Source organism: Delftia sp. WSY_16, from assembly GCF_043104415.1.
GTDB lineage: Bacteria > Pseudomonadota > Gammaproteobacteria > Burkholderiales > Burkholderiaceae_C > Comamonas > Comamonas tsuruhatensis.
Window position 1 is genome coordinate 127,530 of sequence record NZ_JBICKS010000005.1, and the last position, 15,821, is coordinate 143,350.

Annotated in this window: 15 protein-coding genes; 7 read left to right on the top strand and 8 right to left on the bottom strand. The window is 68.9% G+C overall.

Annotated features, from left to right (window positions below; all coding sequences use genetic code 11):
- Positions 1-3: 3 nt before the first annotated feature.
- The 3 genes from ACF8O7_RS03710 to ACF8O7_RS03720 form a co-directional block, all read right to left on the bottom strand.
- Positions 4-1,335, bottom strand: coding sequence for an MFS transporter (locus ACF8O7_RS03710; protein ID WP_043819407.1), 1,332 nt, complete (start codon positions 1,333-1,335; stop codon positions 4-6).
- A gap of 114 nt (positions 1,336-1,449) precedes the next feature.
- Entirely contained in the window at positions 1,450-2,088 is a 639-nt protein-coding gene (locus ACF8O7_RS03715) for an aldolase (RefSeq protein ID WP_046988822.1), read from the bottom strand.
- Between the two features lie 146 nt (positions 2,089-2,234).
- Positions 2,235-3,002 carry a FadR/GntR family transcriptional regulator gene (locus tag ACF8O7_RS03720; RefSeq protein WP_016445234.1) on the bottom strand — a complete coding sequence of 256 codons (768 nt, stop codon included), beginning with the start codon at positions 3,000-3,002 and terminating at the stop codon, positions 2,235-2,237.
- 119 nt (positions 3,003-3,121) lie between these two features.
- On the opposite strand from ACF8O7_RS03720, the gene cobT reads away from it, so the two are divergent.
- Positions 3,122-4,375, top strand: a complete 1,254-nt coding sequence (cobT, locus tag ACF8O7_RS03725) for a nicotinate-nucleotide--dimethylbenzimidazole phosphoribosyltransferase (protein ID WP_082001626.1) — start codon at positions 3,122-3,124, stop codon at positions 4,373-4,375.
- A gap of 20 nt (positions 4,376-4,395) precedes the next feature.
- On the opposite strand, the gene ACF8O7_RS03730 is transcribed toward cobT, so the two are convergent.
- Positions 4,396-5,859, bottom strand: coding sequence for a PLP-dependent aminotransferase family protein (locus ACF8O7_RS03730; protein WP_392442389.1), 1,464 nt, complete (start codon positions 5,857-5,859; stop codon positions 4,396-4,398).
- 105 nt (positions 5,860-5,964) lie between these two features.
- Here ACF8O7_RS03730 and ACF8O7_RS03735 point away from each other — a divergent pair, with 105 nt between their 5' ends.
- Positions 5,965-6,711, top strand: a complete 747-nt coding sequence (locus ACF8O7_RS03735) for a GNAT family N-acetyltransferase (protein WP_392442392.1) — start codon at positions 5,965-5,967, stop codon at positions 6,709-6,711.
- On the opposite strand, the gene ACF8O7_RS03740 is transcribed toward ACF8O7_RS03735, so the two are convergent.
- Positions 6,687-7,592: a LysR family transcriptional regulator gene (locus tag ACF8O7_RS03740; RefSeq protein WP_392442594.1), complete on the bottom strand. Its 906-nt coding sequence runs from the start codon at positions 7,590-7,592 to the stop codon at positions 6,687-6,689. The two genes, ACF8O7_RS03735 and ACF8O7_RS03740, sit on opposite strands and share 25 nt — an antisense overlap.
- A gap of 143 nt (positions 7,593-7,735) precedes the next feature.
- Between ACF8O7_RS03740 and ACF8O7_RS03745 the strand changes: the two genes are divergently transcribed.
- On the top strand, positions 7,736-8,743 hold the full coding sequence (locus tag ACF8O7_RS03745) for a tripartite tricarboxylate transporter substrate binding protein (RefSeq protein WP_392442395.1): 1,008 nt from the start codon (positions 7,736-7,738) through the stop codon (positions 8,741-8,743).
- A gap of 12 nt (positions 8,744-8,755) precedes the next feature.
- Here ACF8O7_RS03745 and ACF8O7_RS03750 read toward each other — a convergent pair whose 3' ends face one another.
- Positions 8,756-9,526 carry a LuxR C-terminal-related transcriptional regulator gene (locus tag ACF8O7_RS03750; protein ID WP_126311896.1) on the bottom strand — a complete coding sequence of 257 codons (771 nt, stop codon included), beginning with the start codon at positions 9,524-9,526 and terminating at the stop codon, positions 8,756-8,758.
- Between the two features lie 189 nt (positions 9,527-9,715).
- On the opposite strand from ACF8O7_RS03750, the gene ACF8O7_RS03755 reads away from it, so the two are divergent.
- On the top strand, positions 9,716-10,204 hold the full coding sequence (locus ACF8O7_RS03755; RefSeq protein WP_392442397.1) for a DUF3237 domain-containing protein: 489 nt from the start codon (positions 9,716-9,718) through the stop codon (positions 10,202-10,204).
- A gap of 47 nt (positions 10,205-10,251) precedes the next feature.
- Positions 10,252-11,259, top strand: coding sequence for a tripartite tricarboxylate transporter substrate binding protein (locus tag ACF8O7_RS03760; protein ID WP_126311804.1), 1,008 nt, complete (start codon positions 10,252-10,254; stop codon positions 11,257-11,259).
- 3 nt (positions 11,260-11,262) lie between these two features.
- Here ACF8O7_RS03760 and nth read toward each other — a convergent pair whose 3' ends face one another.
- Complete coding sequence (gene nth / locus ACF8O7_RS03765; protein ID WP_017406542.1) at positions 11,263-11,916, bottom strand: endonuclease III; 654 nt, start codon at positions 11,914-11,916, stop codon at positions 11,263-11,265.
- A 210-nt stretch (positions 11,917-12,126) separates the two neighbouring features.
- Here nth and ACF8O7_RS03770 point away from each other — a divergent pair, with 210 nt between their 5' ends.
- Entirely contained in the window at positions 12,127-13,197 is a 1,071-nt protein-coding gene (locus ACF8O7_RS03770; RefSeq protein ID WP_074922995.1) for a YhcG family protein, read from the top strand.
- A gap of 62 nt (positions 13,198-13,259) precedes the next feature.
- Here the strand turns inward: ACF8O7_RS03770 and ACF8O7_RS03775 are convergent, their stop codons facing one another.
- Complete coding sequence (locus tag ACF8O7_RS03775) at positions 13,260-14,168, bottom strand: LysR family transcriptional regulator (RefSeq protein WP_016445247.1); 909 nt, start codon at positions 14,166-14,168, stop codon at positions 13,260-13,262.
- A 116-nt stretch (positions 14,169-14,284) separates the two neighbouring features.
- On the opposite strand from ACF8O7_RS03775, the gene ACF8O7_RS03780 reads away from it, so the two are divergent.
- Positions 14,285-15,772 (top strand): amidase, encoded by a 1,488-nt coding sequence (locus tag ACF8O7_RS03780; RefSeq protein ID WP_126312390.1) that lies wholly within the window; start codon positions 14,285-14,287, stop codon positions 15,770-15,772.
- Positions 15,773-15,821 lie beyond the last annotated feature (49 nt).

Consider the following 15,821-nt stretch of genomic DNA (forward strand, 5'->3'; position numbering starts at 1 on the left):
CGGTCAGCGGTTGACCATCTTTGCGGGGGTGAGCCAGACCGCGATGGCGCCCACCACGAGCACCCCCGCCAGCACGAACATGCCGGCCTGCGTGGACTGGGTCAGGTCCTTGAGGTAGCCGATCATGTAAGGGCTGGCGAAGCCCGCGAGGTTGCCGACCGAGTTGACGATGGCAATGCCCGCCGCCGCCGCCGTACCCGACAGGAAGGCCGTGGGCAGCGACCAGAACAGCGGCGCGCAGGTCAGCACGCCGGCTGCGGCCAGCGACAGGAAGATCAGGGAAAGAACGGTGTTGTCGGCGAAGAAGGCCGTCATCGCAAAGCCCACGGCGCCCATCAGCGCGGGCACGATCAGGTGCCAGCGGCGCTCGCGGCGCTTGTCGGCGCTGTGGCCCATGAGGTTCATGACGACGATGGCGCACAGGAAGGGGATGGCACTGAGCAGGCCGATGTTCAGCGCGCCCGTGACGCCCGTGGACTTGATCAGCGTGGGCATCCAGAAGGTCAGCCCGTACTGGCCGGCGACGAAGGCGAAGTAGATCAGGCACATCCACCAGACGCGGCGGTCGGCGAAAACGGCCTTGAGCGAATGCTTCTGGGCACCTGAGTGCTGCTGGTCCAGCTCGATCTCGCGCGCCAGCAGCTGCTTTTCGGAGGCCGTCAGCCACTTGGCGCTGGAGATGCCGTTGTCCAGATAGAAGATGGTCACCACGCCGATCACCAGGGCGGGGATGGCCTCGATCAGGAACATCCACTGCCAGCCGTGCAGGCCATGGTCGCCGTGGAAGGCCTGCATGATCCAGCCCGACAGCGGGTTGCCGAAGATGCCGGCCACGGGGATGGCCGACATGAACAGCGCCACGATCTTGGCGCGCCGGTGGGCCGGGTACCAGTAGGTCAGGTACAGGATCACGCCGGGGTAGAAGCCCGCCTCGGCCAGGCCCAGCAGAAAGCGCAGGATGTAGAAGCCCGTGGGCGTTTCCACATACATGAACATGGCCGACAGAATGCCCCAGGTGATCATGATGCGGGCGATCCAGACGCGCGCGCCCAGGCGGTGCATGAGCAGGTTGCTGGGCACCTCGAAGAGGAAGTAGCCGATGAAGAACACGCCTGCGCCCAGGCCGAACACGGTCTCGCTGAAGCCCAGATCCTGGGACATCTGCAGCTTGGCAAAGCCCACGTTCACGCGATCGAGGTAGGCGATCACATAGCACAGCATCAGGAACGGCACGAGGCGCCAGAACACCTTGGCGTAGGCGCGTGCCGTCTCCGGAGAGTCGGCCTGGGCAGGGTGGGCCCCGGCCTGGCCGGATGCGATATCCGTTGTCGTCATTTCAAGTCTCCCTTGGGTTCGCCGCTTGATTCGCCGCTTGGTGCGCCGCCTGGCGGCTGCGCGGCTGTGGATGGGCTGGGTGGTGGAATGCGGCCGTGGGCGCCGCTGTGCAAATCAGTAGCGCGCCCCGAAGGTGGTGCGCAGCTCGTCGATGGCGGCCGCGTCCAGGGGCTGCGGCCGGGGATGGGTCATGAGCCAGAGCCTTGCGGTTTCCTCCAGCTCTTCCAGCACATGGCTGGCCTGCTCCACCGAGCGTTCCCAGACCACGGGGCCCAGGCGCTCGAACAGGGCGCCGCGCACCTGGCCGGCCAGCGCGGCCACCTCGGCGGCGGCCTGCGGATCGCCGGGCCGGCGGTAGCGGATCAGCGGGATGCGGCCCACCTTCATGACCTGGTAGGGGGTGATGGGCGGCAGCACCTCGTCCTCGCGCCAGACGCCGGACAGCGTCAGCGCCACGAGATGGGTGGAATGCGTGTGGATGACGGCGCGCGCCTCGCCGTCATTGCCGTAGATGCCCCGATGCAGGACCAGGGTCTTGGAGGGCTTGGCGCCGCTGACCCACTGCCCGCCGGCATCGACCTTGGACAGCTCGGCCGGGTCGAGCCGGCCCAGGCAGGCGTCGGTGGGGGTGATCAGCCAGCCGTCATGCAGGCGGGCGCTGATGTTGCCGGCAGCGCCAACGGTGTAGCCGCGCTGGTAGAGGCTGGCGCCGGTGGCGCAGATCTGCTCGCGGATGCGGGATTCGTCGCTCATGGGTGAACGCCCAGGCAAAGGCCGGGTGTGCCTGCTGCAAAAAGAGATGTGACTGATATTGTCATCAGGTCATCATACAAATTTTGCGCAAAAACCCAAACAAGGTGAAAACCCTTGGCCATGCGCCAAGGGGTGGTTTCGGAGGTTCAGGGCTTGGCGGCCAGGATGTCGCGGGCCAGGCGTTCGCCGTCCTGCTCCCAGAAGCTGGCGTCGGCGCGGTGGATGCGGTCTATGGCGTTGCCCATGTGCGTGGCGGCGGCCTTGCGCGCGGCCTTGGGGTCGCCGGCCTCGATGGCCAGCACGATGCTGTGGTGCTCGCGTTCCACGGCCTTGCCGAAGTCCTCGCGCCGCGCCTCGTTGGCGCGCGTGATGCGCATGGCACCGCGCAGGAACTGCGACAGGTAGTCCAGCGTGCTGATGAGGAACGGGTTGCCCGAGGCCTGGGCAATGGCGCGGTGAAACGCCATGTCTTCCTCCACGCCATCACGGCCCAGCCGCACGGCCTCGGCCAGGGCGCTCTCCGCATCGTGGATGCGCTGCATATCCTCTTCGCTGCGCCGCCGCGCCGCGAGTTCGGCCACCTCGGTCTCCAGTGCGCGGCGCACCTCGGTGATCTGGATCAGCGCATTCCTGCCAGCCGCCGGCAGGCCTTCGAAGTCCAGTGGCTCTATGCCTGCCGCCTTCACGAACACGCCGCTGCCCTGGCGCGATTCCACCAGATTGCGCGACTTGAGCTGGGACACCGCCTCGCGCACGACGGTGCGGCTGACCTCGAGCTGCTGCACGAGCTCGGCCTCGGTCGGCAGCTTCTGCCCCGGCTGCAGGTTGCCGGCGCGGATGCGCGCCTCAAGCTGCCGGGCAACCTGGTCCGCAAGCTTGAGACCGGGCTGAATGGCCGAGAAGGAAACCGTCATGGAGGGAGTGGGGGGCTGGGGAGACACGTGTGGCAGCGATTGTCTCAGAACGGTGCGGCCTGTACGGCCTGCTGCGGCAATCGACGCCCAGACCGTCCATGGCGGCAGGAAAGAGACCGATGGTTCTGCCGGAGTTGCGCGGCGCGCCATACTTGCGCCTTTGCAATCCGCCCGCCACGCCCGCCCCGGGCCAAGGCCGCTTCGCCATGTCAACGCCCACCCCGCATTCCGCTGCACCCACAGAACACTCGCACGATGGCGCCATTTCCGCTATTGCCGCCACTACCGCTATAGCCGCTATTCCCGCCATCGCCTCCCTGGCCGATGCCGCCTTCACCCAGCGCGTGCAGCACGCCATAGACCACAAGACCAAGCCGCTGGGCGCACTGGGGCGGCTGGAGCAGCTGGCGCTGCGCATTGCCTGCATCCTGGGTCAGGACAGGCCGGTGCTGCAGCAGCCGCAGATGCTGGTGTTTGCGGCCGACCATGGGCTGGCGGCGCGCGGCGTGTCGGCCTATCCGGTGGATGTGACCTGGCAGATGGTCGAGAACTTCATGGCCGGCGGCGCCGCCGTCAGCGTGCTGGCGCGCCAGCATGGGCTGGCGCTGAACGTGGTGGACTGCGGCGTGGCACGCGACTTTCCCGCGCGCGAGCAGGACCCTGACGACAAGCTTCCCCAGCCCGGCCAGCCGCGCCTGTGGCGCCGCAAGCTGGGCTACGGCACGCGCGACTGCAGCCAGGGCCCGGCCATGACGGCCACCGAATGCGCCATGGCCCTGCGCAACGGCGCGGCCCTGGTGCGCCAGTTGCCGGGCAATGCGCTGCTGCTGGGCGAGATGGGCATCGGCAATACCTCCAGCGCATCCTTGCTGCTGGCGCGGCTGTGCGGCGAACCGCTGGCCGAGGTCACGGGTGCGGGCACAGGCCTGGATGCGGCCGGGCTGGCGCGCAAGATCGGTGTGCTGCAGGAGGTGCTACAGCTGCACGCCCAGGCCACGGAACCGCTGGACGCGCTGGCGGCCATGGGCGGCTTCGAGGTTGCCACCATGGTGGGCGCCGTGCTGCAGGCCGCCGCCGAGCGGCGCGTCATCGTGGTCGATGGCTTCATCACCACGGCCGCCGTGCTGGTGGCCAGCCGCCTGCAGCCGGCCGTGCTGGAGCGCTGCGTTTTCTCGCACCGCTCGGGCGAGCCCGGCCATGTGCGCATGCTGGCCCACCTGGGTGCCGAGCCGCTGCTGGACTGGCAACTGCGCCTGGGCGAAGGCTCGGGCGCGGCCCTGGCCTGGCCGCTGCTGGTGTCGGCCTGCGCCATGCTGGGCGAGATGGCCAGCTTTGCGCAGGCCGGGGTGAGCACGCGCTCGGAACAGGCATAGCCGCCGGGGCTGTGCTGCGGCTAGCGCTGCAATGCAGCCGCTGCCAGCTTGCCCAGCCGCCTGACCAGCGCGCCAAAGCGCGCGGCATCGGTGTTGCCATAGCCGATCACCAGGCCGTTGTCCTGGGGCAGCGGTGCCAGGGCGAAGGACGAGAGGGCGCCCGGGTTCATGCCGGCGCGCCGCGCCTGCTCCACGATGGCACTGTCGGACAGGTCCGGCGGCAGCCGCACGGTCAAATGCAGGCCGCCGTGGCCGCCCAGCACCTCATGCTCCACGCCCAGTTGCGTGGCAAGCGCCTCGCGCAGGGCCGCCTGGCGCTCGCGGTACAGGCGCCGCATGCGGCCCAGGTGGCGCGAGAACTGACCGCTGTCCATGAAGTCCGCCATGGCCAGCTGCTCCAGTCGATGGCCGCCGCGCAGCATCTCCTGCACGGCGGATGCCGCGCTGGTGGCCAGGGCCTGCGGCAGCACCACAAAGCCGAGGCGCAGTGCCGGGAACATGGTCTTGCTGAAGGTGCCCACATAGAGCACGGGCGCGTCCGGCACCTGGCCCTGCATGGCGGCGATGGGCGTGCCCTGGTGGCGGAATTCGCTGTCGTAGTCGTCCTCGATGATCCAGGCCCCCGCGCGGCGCGCGCGCTCCAGCAGGTCCAGCCGGCGCGCCACCGACAGCACGGCGCCCGTGGGATATTGGTGCGACGGCGTGATCTGGATCAGCCGTGGAGGATGGCTGTCCCACAGGCCGGGCGCGATGGCTGCGCCATCCGCATCCACGCGCAGTGTGCTGACGCACAGGTCTCCCCCCGCAAAGGCCGACTTGGCGCCCCGGTAGCCGGGCTCCTCCAGCCAGGCATGGTCGCCCGGGTTGGTGAGCAGTTGCACGCACAGGTCCAGCGCACCCTGGGCGCCTTCGGTGACGATGATGCGCGAGGCATCACAGCGCACGCCGCGCGAGATGCGCAGGTGCTGCGCAATGGCCTGGCGCAGTGCGGGCTCGCCCGCAGGATCGCCATAGTCCAGCGTGGCGCTGGCGGGAAGGCGCAATGCGCGGTCCTGCGAACGGCGCCAGGCGGGCAGGGGAAACCTGTCCAGCGCGGGCGTGCCCGGCGTCAGGGGCAGGCTGCGGTCGATGGCATGGCGCGTGGGCGCGATGCGGTCCAGGCGCCGGGCCGTGCGGGGTGCGCAGGGGGGCGCGGCTGCCGCCTCGGCGGCTGCCGTGGAATGGGTGGATACAGCCGCCACGCGCGTGCCCTGCCGGTCGGCGACCACATAGCCTTCGGCCGCCAGTTGCTCGTAGGCGATGAGCACGGTGTTGCGCGAGACTCCCAGATCCTCCGACAGGGCGCGCGAGGCCGGCAGGCGGTCGCCGGCCGGCAGGCGGCCCGCCAGGATGGCCTGCTTCAGGCGCTGGATCAGTTGGCGCTGGCGGGGAGCCGCTCCAGGGCCGGATTGCAAGGGACTGGTCAGCAGGTCGGAGGCGTGCATGCAATGGATGGCGTGGCACCATGAAATAAGGGGGATATGGCGCTTTCAATGATGCCACGCCAGCGCTATCGTGGCCCTGCCAAATGACCTGACCAGGAATCTCCCATGCCCCCCGCACTCAATGCCCACTCCCAACCCGTAGGCCACGACCTTCCCAACTGGACCCCACGCCAGCGCCCGCCGCGCACGCCCATGCAAGGCCGCTACTGCCGGCTGGAGCCGCTGTCCGCCGCGCGCCATGCAGCCGATCTGTTCGATGCCTTCAGCCAGGCGCCGGACGCCAGCGACTGGACCTACATGTCGGTGGGCCCCTTCGCGGATGCCCAGGCCTATCTGCGCTTTGCCGAGGCCGCCCAGGCCAGCGATGACCCGCTGCACCACGCCGTCATCGACCTGGCCACGGGCCGTGCCATCGGCTCGCTGGCGCTGATGCGCGTGGACACGGCCAGCGGAGTGGTGGAAGTGGGCTTTGTCTGCTACTCGCGCCAGCTCAAGCGCACGCGTGCGGCCACCGAGGCGCAGTTCCTGCTGATGCAGCGCGCCTTCGACGAGCTGGGCTACCGCCGCTACGAGTGGAAGTGCGACAGCCTGAACGCGCCGTCGCGTGCCGCAGCGGCGCGCCTGGGCTTCCGGTTCGAGGGGGTGTTCCGCCAGGCCGTGGTCTACAAGGGCCGCAGCCGCGACACGGCCTGGTTCTCCATCATCGACAGCGAATGGCCGGCGCTGCGCGCGGCCTACCAGCGCTGGCTGGAGCCGGGCAACTTCGATGCGGGCGGCGGGCAGGTTCTTTCGCTGTCCAGCCTGATGGAGCAGGGTGCGTCGCAGGCTCAGGAGACGGCAGGCGCGGCGTAGTAGGCCTGCAGCACCTCGATCAGGGCCTGCGCATGGCGCGGCAGCCGGCCCTGGTCGCGCACGAGGATGCGGCGCTCGCGCACGCTCCAGGCGTCGGTCAGATCGATGAGCGCCAGCCCCATGCTTTCGCGGTTGCGCCGCGCAGCGCTATCGGGAACGATGCCTATGCCCACGCCGGCGCCGATCATGCGGCACATGGCGTCGAAGCTGGACAGCTGTATGCGCAGCTTCATGGGCTTGCCCAGGCGCTCGGTCACACCTGCCAGAAATGTCTGCAGCGTGCTGCCCTGCTGCATGCCGATGGCGTCCTCGTCCAGCGTCTCGGCAAACGCAATGCGCTTGCGCCGCGCAAAGCGGTGGCCGCGCGGCGTGGCCAGCACCAGCCGGTCGGTGCTGAAGTGGATGGTCTGCAGGCCCAGCGTGTCCACCTGGCCGGCCACGATGCCCAGGTCGGCCCGGCCGTCGAGCACGCCGCGCGCGATCTCGGCGTTGGGCCGCTCCTGCAGGTCCACGTTCACGCGCGGGTGGTCGGCAAGAAAGGCGGGCAGGATCTCGGGCAGGAAATCGGTGACAGCCGTGGTGTTGGCAAACACCCGCACATGGCCGCGCAGGCCGGCGCCGTACTCCTGCAGGTCGTGGCGCAGCTGCTCTGACTGCAGCAGCATGCCGCGCGCATGGTGCAGGAAGGCTTCGCCGGCCGGCGTGGGCCGCACGCCTCGCGCCTCGCGGTACAGCAGGGGCATGCCCGCCTGCTCCTCCAGCGCCTTGATGCGCAGGCTGGCTGCGGCCAGGGACAGGTGCTGCCTTTGCGAGGCGCGCGTGAGGCTGCCCAGTTCGGCGGCATGCACGAACAGGCGCAGGTCCGTCAGGTCGAAGTGCATGAGGGGCATGAAGGGCGAAGAGGGCATGGGCGGGGTCAAGGCTTTGTCAATTCCGAAGGCCGGGTCAGGAAATGCGCGATTGTGCGCCGGCTCGGCACGGGCAACCATGCGGGCTTGCGACAAGAACGAATGGAGACATGACCATGCCGGATTCTTCCTTTCCCCTGCCGTCGAGCCTTTTGCGCCGCCGAAGCCTGGTGGCCGCCGCACTCGCCTTGCCCCTGCTGGGCCATGCCCAGGCCTGGCCCGCGCGGCCCATCGTGATGATCGTCCCGCAGGCGCCGGGCGGCACCAACGACATCGTGGGCCGGCTGGTCAGCCAGAAGCTGGCCGAGGTGCTGGGCGCCAGCGTGGTGGTCGAGAACCGGCCCGGCGCGGGCGGCAACATCGGCACCCAGGCCGTGGCCAAGGCGCCGCGCGACGGCCATACGCTGCTGATGACCATCAGCAGCAGCCAGACCATCAACCCCGCGCTGTACCGCAAGCCGGGCTTTGATCCGGTGAAGGACTTCCGGCCCATCGGCCTGATCGGCTCCGTGCCCAATGTGCTGCTGGCCCATCCCGGCTTTGCGGCCAAATCCGTGCCCGAGCTGATCGCCATGGCCCGGGGCCGGCCCGACGAGTTCCGCTATGCCTCGGCCGGCAACGGCACGCTCAACCATCTGCTGGGCGAGATGCTCAACAGCATGGCGGGCATCCAGCTGCAGCACGTGCCCTACAAGGGCGTGGCGCCCGCGCTCAACGATGTGCTGGGCGGGCAGGTGCCGCTGCTGTTCGGCAGCCTGCCATCAACGCTGCCCCATATCCAGGCCGGCCGGCTGCGTGCGCTGGCCGTGAGCGGCGCGGCGCGATCGCCGCTGCTGCCCGATGTGCCCACCATTGGCGAGACCGTGCCCGGCTACAACGGCACGCTGTGGGTGGGGCTGTTTGCTCCTGAAGGCGTGCCCGCGCCGGTGCTGGCGCAGTTGCAGGACGGCATGGCCCGCGCGCTGGCGGCCGGCGATCTGCGCGGCAAGCTCGAAGCCTCCGGCGTGGAGCTGGCCGGCCCGGCCGACAAGCCCGTGTCACCGGACCGGATGGCGGCCCTGCTGCGCGAGGACATCGCCAAGTGGGCGCGCATTGTGAAGGACTCCGGCGCCTCGCTGGACTGAGCCCCGGCCCCTTCAGCCCTGCGGCTCCATGGCCAGCGCGAACAGCTCGCTGCGAAAGTGGATGCCCAGCCGTGCAAAGGCGCGGTTGCGGTAGGTCTTGACGGTGGGCAGGCTCAGGCACAGGTCGCAGGCAATGCCCTCGTGCGTCATGCCCTGCAGCAAACGGGCGCACACATCGAGTTCGCGCGGCGTGAGGCCGGGCTGTGCCTGCAGCAGGCGCATGCGCAGGGCGGGCAATGTCTGGCGCTGTCTGGGCTGGGGGGCTGGGGACGCCGATGCCGCAGCCACGGCAGGCTGCGCCTGTGTCAGCGCAATGTGCTTGTGCGCCAGGGCCAGCAGCACGGGCGCCATGCTCTCGAAGCAGCCGATCTGCGCATCGCCCAGTGCCCTCTGGTGCTGGTGGCGATAGAAATTGACGGCAAACACACCGCCGTCGTCCTGATGCTCGACGATGGACACCCGCTCGGCCATGCCGTGCGCGTCGTAGACCAGGGCGCGGTGCTCGCCTTCCACCTCCTGGGCCGTGATGTGGCACAGCGCCGTGCTGCGTGCCGGCGCTGTGCCGCCGTGCTTCCACGTGCTGTCGCGCAGATGGGGGCCTGAGAGATAGGCGCGCCAGCACTCGCGCGTGGTGTCGCGCGCCTCGCTGCTGGCCGACAGGAACAGCTGCGGCCGGCTGCGCTGCCCCGTGCGGTAGACCGACCAGGAGGCGACAGGCAGCAGCGCGTTCATGGCCTGCAGCACCTGCAGGGCGAAGCCCGGCCCACCCAGGCTGCACACCATCTGGCCCAGCGCATGGCTGGACGCCTGGCCGGGCAAGGCGCTGGCGTCAAGGGCGGGGGAGGGGCAGGTCCAGTGTCTCAAGGGGGAAGGCAGGGGCGGGCAGGGCGCTGTCATCTTCCGGGATGACGGCCTGCCCGGGCAATGGTGCTTATGCTAGGTCCCGATCCCATTCACCGGAGCCCTAGAACCATGCCAGACAACGTGCCGCACCCTGCGGCCCTGCCCGATCCGCGCTTTCGCTTCTTCGCCGACCTGAGCGTGCAGGTGGGCCCGCCGCAGGAGGTCGGTGCCACCGTCCACGGGGGACGCCGGCTGATCCCCATCCTGGGCGGCACGGCCCGAGGCGACGGCTGGAGCGCGCGCGTGCTGCCCGGAGGCGCGGACTTCCAGCGCATCGTGCACGGCGGGCTGGCCGAGCTCGATGCGCGCTATGTGCTGGAGACCGATGCCGGCGACCTGATCTATGTCTGCAACCAGGCCTTGCGCAGCGGCGACCCGGCCCATATGGCAAAGCTGGCACGCGGCGAGCCCGTGGACCCCGTGCACATCTATTTCCGCTGCGCGCCCCGCATGGAGACGGCCAGCCGTGCGCTGGCCTGGATCAACGAACGCCTGTTCTTCGGCACCGGCGCGCGCCATCCCGACCGCGTGCAGATGCGCTTTCACGAACTGCTCTGAGCCGCGCCTTTCCCCTCTCGATACCCACAATGCAGGAGACAAGACACATGAAAAACCAGGCATCGAAGTCGCGCCGCACCGCCGTGGCCTGCGCACTTGCCGCCGTGCTGGCCACCGGGCTGGCGCCCTGGACCGTGGCCGGCGCCCAGCCGGCCTTTCCGAGCAAGCCTGTGCGCCTGCTCGTCGGCTTTCCTGCGGGAACGGGGCCGGACATCGTGGCGCGCCTGCTCGCGCAGAAACTCTCCGAGCAATGGGGCAACCTGGGCGTGGTCGTGGACAACAAGCCGGGCGCTGGCGGCCTCATCGCCGCCAGCGAGGCGGCACGCGCCGTGCCTGACGGCTACACGCTGATGCTGGGCGAGACCGGCCAGCTCAGCATTGCGCCCAACACCTACCAGCGCCTGCCCTACGACCCGCAAAAGGACTTTGTGCCCGTCAGCCAGGTCGTCACCTCCGACTTCGTGCTGCTGGTCAATCCGCAGAAAGTGCCGGCCCTCAATGTGCCCGATTTCGTGGCCTGGGCGCGCCAGCGCAAGGAGCTGTTCATCGCCACCTTCGGCGCCGGCACGCCCGGCCACTTCGGCGCCTTCATGTTCGGCAATGCCGTGCAGCTCAAGCCCGAGCCGGTGCACTACAAGAACACCAACGATGCCCTGGGCGGCCTGTTCAGCGGCGACGTGCAGGCCGTCTTCGCCACGGCGGCCCTGGCCGCGCCCCAGGTCAAGGCCGGCAAGCTCACGGCCCTGGGCAGCACGGGCGCCACGCGCACCCAGTCCATGCCCGAGCTGCCCACCATCCGGGAGCAGGGCTATCCGTCGCTGGAGTTCAATTCCTGGTTCGGCGTGGTCGCGCCCGCCAAGACACCGCCCGAGATCGTGGCCAGGCTGCAGGCCGACATCGTGCGCGCCCTGCAGCAGCCCGACAGCCGCAGCCGGCTGGAAGAAGCCGGTTTCCGCGTGACGGGCACCACGGGCGACGAACTCGCCCGCATCATGCGCGCCGACACGGCCACCTGGGGCAAGGCCGTGGCGGCCACGGGCTTCAAGGCCGATTGAGGCTCAGCGCTTGCCCGCAGCCGGGGCAGGCGTCTTGGGCGAGTAGTCGCAGTACGGCGCCACCACGCACTCCCAGCAGCGTGGCTTGCGGGCCTGGCAGACGTAGCGGCCCAGCAGGATGAGCCAATGGTGCGAGTCCACGGCATAGGCCGCCGGCACGCGCTTCATGAGCTGCATTTCCACGGCCAGCGGCGTCTTGCCTGGCGCCAGGCCCGTGCGGTTGCCCACGCGGAAGATGTGCGTGTCCACGGCCATGGTGGGCTGGCCAAAGGCGACGTTCAGCACCACGTTGGCCGTCTTGCGGCCCACCCCGGGCAGGGCTTCCAGCTCCTCGCGCGTGCGCGGCACCTGGCCGCCGTGGCGCTCGACCAGGATCTGGCAGGTCTGCATCAGGTGTTTGGCCTTGCTGCGGTACAGGCCGATGGTCTTGATGTAGCCCTCCAGCCCTTCAAGTCCCAGGTCCAGGATGGCCTGGGGCGTATTGGCCACGGGAAACAGCTTGCGCGTGGCCTTGTTCACGCCCACGTCCGTGGCCTGGGCCGAGAGCAGCACGGCAGACAGCAGCTCGAACACGTTGGTGTATTCCAGCTCGGTCTGGGGCGAGGGGTTGGCGGCCTTGAGTGTGGCGAAGAAGGGTTCGATGCTGGTGGTTTTCATTGTGGGAAGCGCGTGTCCATCGATGTGGCGAGCATTGTCGTGCAAGTGTGATTTCTAGGACTGTTCTGGTTTTTGATGTCTGCGAGGGCCAGATAGTCTGGTTATGCCGTTGCGGCGTTGACGTGCTGGGGCCGCATGGCAATAGTGGGCCGGATCGATTCCGCCGACACCACACATACAGACAACACGCCACCAGGAGGGGGCGACCGCATGGCCACTCGCAAGATATCCGTTTCTCCCGCGATCGCGGCGGCGCAGACCCTGCTGGGTGATGTCCGCGACCTGATCGAGGCCGCGCGGCTTCGGGTGGCTTCCACCATCAACAGCGAAATGACCCTGCTGTACTGGCATATCGGCCAGCACATCCATGACTGCGAATCCGAGGTGCGGCAGGCCGGCTGCAGCGACAAGGTCCTGCCCTCCCTGGCCGGGCATCTGGTCCAGGGCTATGGCGGCAGTTTCTCGGAAAAGAACCTGTGGCGCATGGTGCAGTTCTCCACCACCTTTCCTGATGAGCCCCTGGTCATCTCGCCCACGCGGCAGTTGAGCTGGGCGCATTTCATCGCGCTGATTCCGCTCAAGGACGCCCTGCAGCGCGAGTACTACGCCAGCATGGCGAGCATTGAGCGCTGGAGCGCCCGCACGCTGCGCAGCCGCATCGATTCCCGGCTGTACGAGCGCACCGTGCTGTCCTTCGATACGGACACGCTGGTCGCGCAGGAGCCCACGCAGCGAGCCACCGAGCGCATGTCGCCAGCGCTGTTCATGCGAGATCCCTACATCCTCGACTTCCTGGGGCTGCACGATGCCTGGCAGGAGGGCGACCTGCAGGCGGCCGTCATCCGCGAGATGGAAGCCTTTTTCCTGAAGTCGGGCATGGGCTTCAGCCTGGTGGCGCGGCAAAGGCACATGCAGATGGATGACCAGGATTTCCAGCTTGACCTGCTGTTCTACCACCGCAGGCTGCGGCGGCTGGTGGCGGTGGAGCTGAAGGTGGGCGAATTCGCGGCCGAGGACAAGGATCGGATGGAGCACTACCTGCGCTGGCTGGATCGGCATGAGCATGAGCCGGGCGAGGATGCGCCGCTGGGCATCATGCTGTGCTCGGGCAACAGCTCGGAGCAGATCGAACTGCTGGAGCTGGGCCGCGGCGGCGTCCAGATGGCCGAGTATCTGCCCGGCCTGCCTGCTCGCCATGTGCTGGCCCAGCGGCTGCGGGAGGCCACGCGCCGGGCGCAGTGGCACTGGGCACAGTGCCACCTGGAAGTCGGGCAGGGCTGAGCACGGGCGCCGGCCTGCAGTCCATCCCTTCCGTCTTTCTCTGCTTCTTCTACTTCGTCTTCTTACCCGGGAGGCAGCAGCTCCCGCAGATGCTCCACGAAGGCCCGCACTCCCTTGGACAGCGTGCGGCCTGCCAGCGTCTGCAGCTCGATGGCGCGTGCATTCATGCCGCGTTCGCGTATGGGCACCGCATGCAGTTCGCCACGGCGCACACGCTCGCGCATGGTGACCTCACCACCCAATGACAGGCCGCCGCCATGCAGCACGAAGTGCACCAGGGTCTCGAACTGGCCGCTGACCAGGGCAGGCTCGAACACCAGGCGCCGGTGGCTGCAGGCAATGTCGAACAGCTGGCGCGCGGTGTTGGCGTCCTCGGGCAGGGCAATGGCATGGGGATGCATCTGGGCCAGGGTGATGCTGGCATGCCGGGCCAGTGCGTGGTCGGGCCGCATGATGGCGACCACGGGCGAGACCTGGCGGTGCCAGACCTCGATATCGCGTGCCGCCGCACGGCTGTAGGTCAGGCCGACATCGGCCTCGCCGCCCAGCACGGCCTGGGTCACGGCGGCAGGCGCTTCCACGCGCAGGTGGAACTGCATGCCCGGGTACTGTTCACGAAACAGCGCCATGGCGCGCGGCAGGAATTCGATGGCAAAGCCGCCCGAGCTGCACACGCGCACCACGCCCCGGCGCAGGCCCTGCAGGGCCTCGATGTCCGAGACCACGCGGTCGGCCTCCAGCGCACCGCGGCGCGCGTGGGCGGCCAGCAGCTCGCCTGCCGGGCTGGGCGCCATGCCGCGCGGGCGGCGCTCGAACAGCGGCACGCCCAGCATCTCTTCCAGACCGGCGACCTGGCGGCTCACGGCCGAGGGCGAGACGTTGAGCCGCGCGGCGGCATCGCTGACCGAGCCGCTGCGCACCACTTCGAGAAAGTAGCGCAGGGCCGTGTCCTGAAGGCGGTTGGAAAGCATGTGGCTCCCATTTATGGTTTGCGGAAAACGCAACGATAAGCCGAGAAAATGGCGATTGTCGAAATATTTTCGCCTGCTTATGCTGACTTCGTTCTGTCACAAAAACGAGGAAATCCATGGAGTCAAGCACAAGCGCCGCTGCGCTGCAGCCGGGTCTGGCCACCGGGGGCGGTGCCGTGGTGGAGATGTCGGCCGTCGCGCTGTCCAAGGCCATCCACGGCCGCGAGCTGTCCTGCCTGGAAGTGCTGGATGCCTACTGCGCGCAGATCGACCGGCTCAACCCCGTGGTCAATGCGCTGGTGGCTCCGCTGGACCGGGACTGGCTGCGCGGCCGCTCCCGCGAGCTGGATACGCTGCTGGCGCGCGGCCAGAGCCTGGGGCCGCTGCACGGCTTTCCGCAGGCGCCCAAGGACATCATGCCGGCCGCAGGCATGGTCACGACCAAGGGATCGCCGATCTTCGCGAACCAGCTGTCGCAGGCCGATTGCGTGGTGTTCGAGCGCATGCGCGCAGGCGGTGCGCTCTTCGTGGCACGCAGCAATTCGCCCGAGTTCGGCCTGGGCGGGCATACCTACAACCCGGTCTACGGGACCACGCGCAATGCCTTCGATCCTTCGCGATCGGCAGGCGGCAGCAGCGGCGGAGCCGGCGTGGCCGTGGCGCTGCGCATGCTGCCCGTGGCCGATGGCTCGGACATGATGGGCTCGCTGCGCACGCCGGCCGCCTTCAACCATGTCTACGGACTGCGCACCTCGGTGGGCTGCGTGCCGCATGGCCCCTCGGAAGAGGTGTTCTTCCAGCAGTTCAGCGTCGCCGGCCCCATGGCGCGCGACATCCCCGACCTGGCCCTGCTGCTGTCCGTGCAGGCAGGCTTTGATGCGCGCCTGCCGCTGACCCGCCGCAGCGAGCCGCCCCAGGACTGGACCGCGCAGCTGCAGCGCGACTGCAAGGGCCTGCGCATCGGCTGGCTGGGGGACCTGGGCGGGCACCTGCCCACCGAGCCTGGCCTGCTGCAGACCTGCCGGGCGGCGCTGCAGCATTTCACGGCCGCAGGCTGCACGGTGGAGGAGGCCGTGCCGCAGTTCGATTTCGAGCGCCTGTGGCGCGCCTGGATCGACCTGCGCAGCTTCAGCGTGGCCGGCGCCAACGCCGCCTTGTACAACGATCCGGCCAAACGCGCCCTGCTCAAGCCCGAGGCCGTCTGGGAAATCGAGCGCGGTCTGACGCTGCCGGCCATGGCCGTCTATGACGCGGCGCGCGTGCGCTCGGCCTGGTATGAAACATTGCGCCGCCTGTTCGACAGCTACGACTTTCTGGTGCTGCCCTCCGCCCAGGTCTTTCCCTTCGACGCAGCGCTGGACTGGCCTCACGCCGTGGACGGCCGCGAGATGGACACCTACCACCGCTGGATGCAGACCGTGGTGCCTGCCACCATGGCCGGCCTTCCGGCCCTGGCCGCGCCTGCGGGCTTCGGGCCGCAGGGCTTGCCTGCCGGGCTGCAGATCATCGGCCCGGCGCAGGCCGACCTGGCCGTGCTGCAGATCGGCCATGCCTATGACCAGGCCAGCGGCTTGTCGCGCGTGCGCAGCCCGCTGCTCGACTGAAGACTGACGACTGACGACTGAATTGCCGCATTGAGCTGTTCCCAGGTTC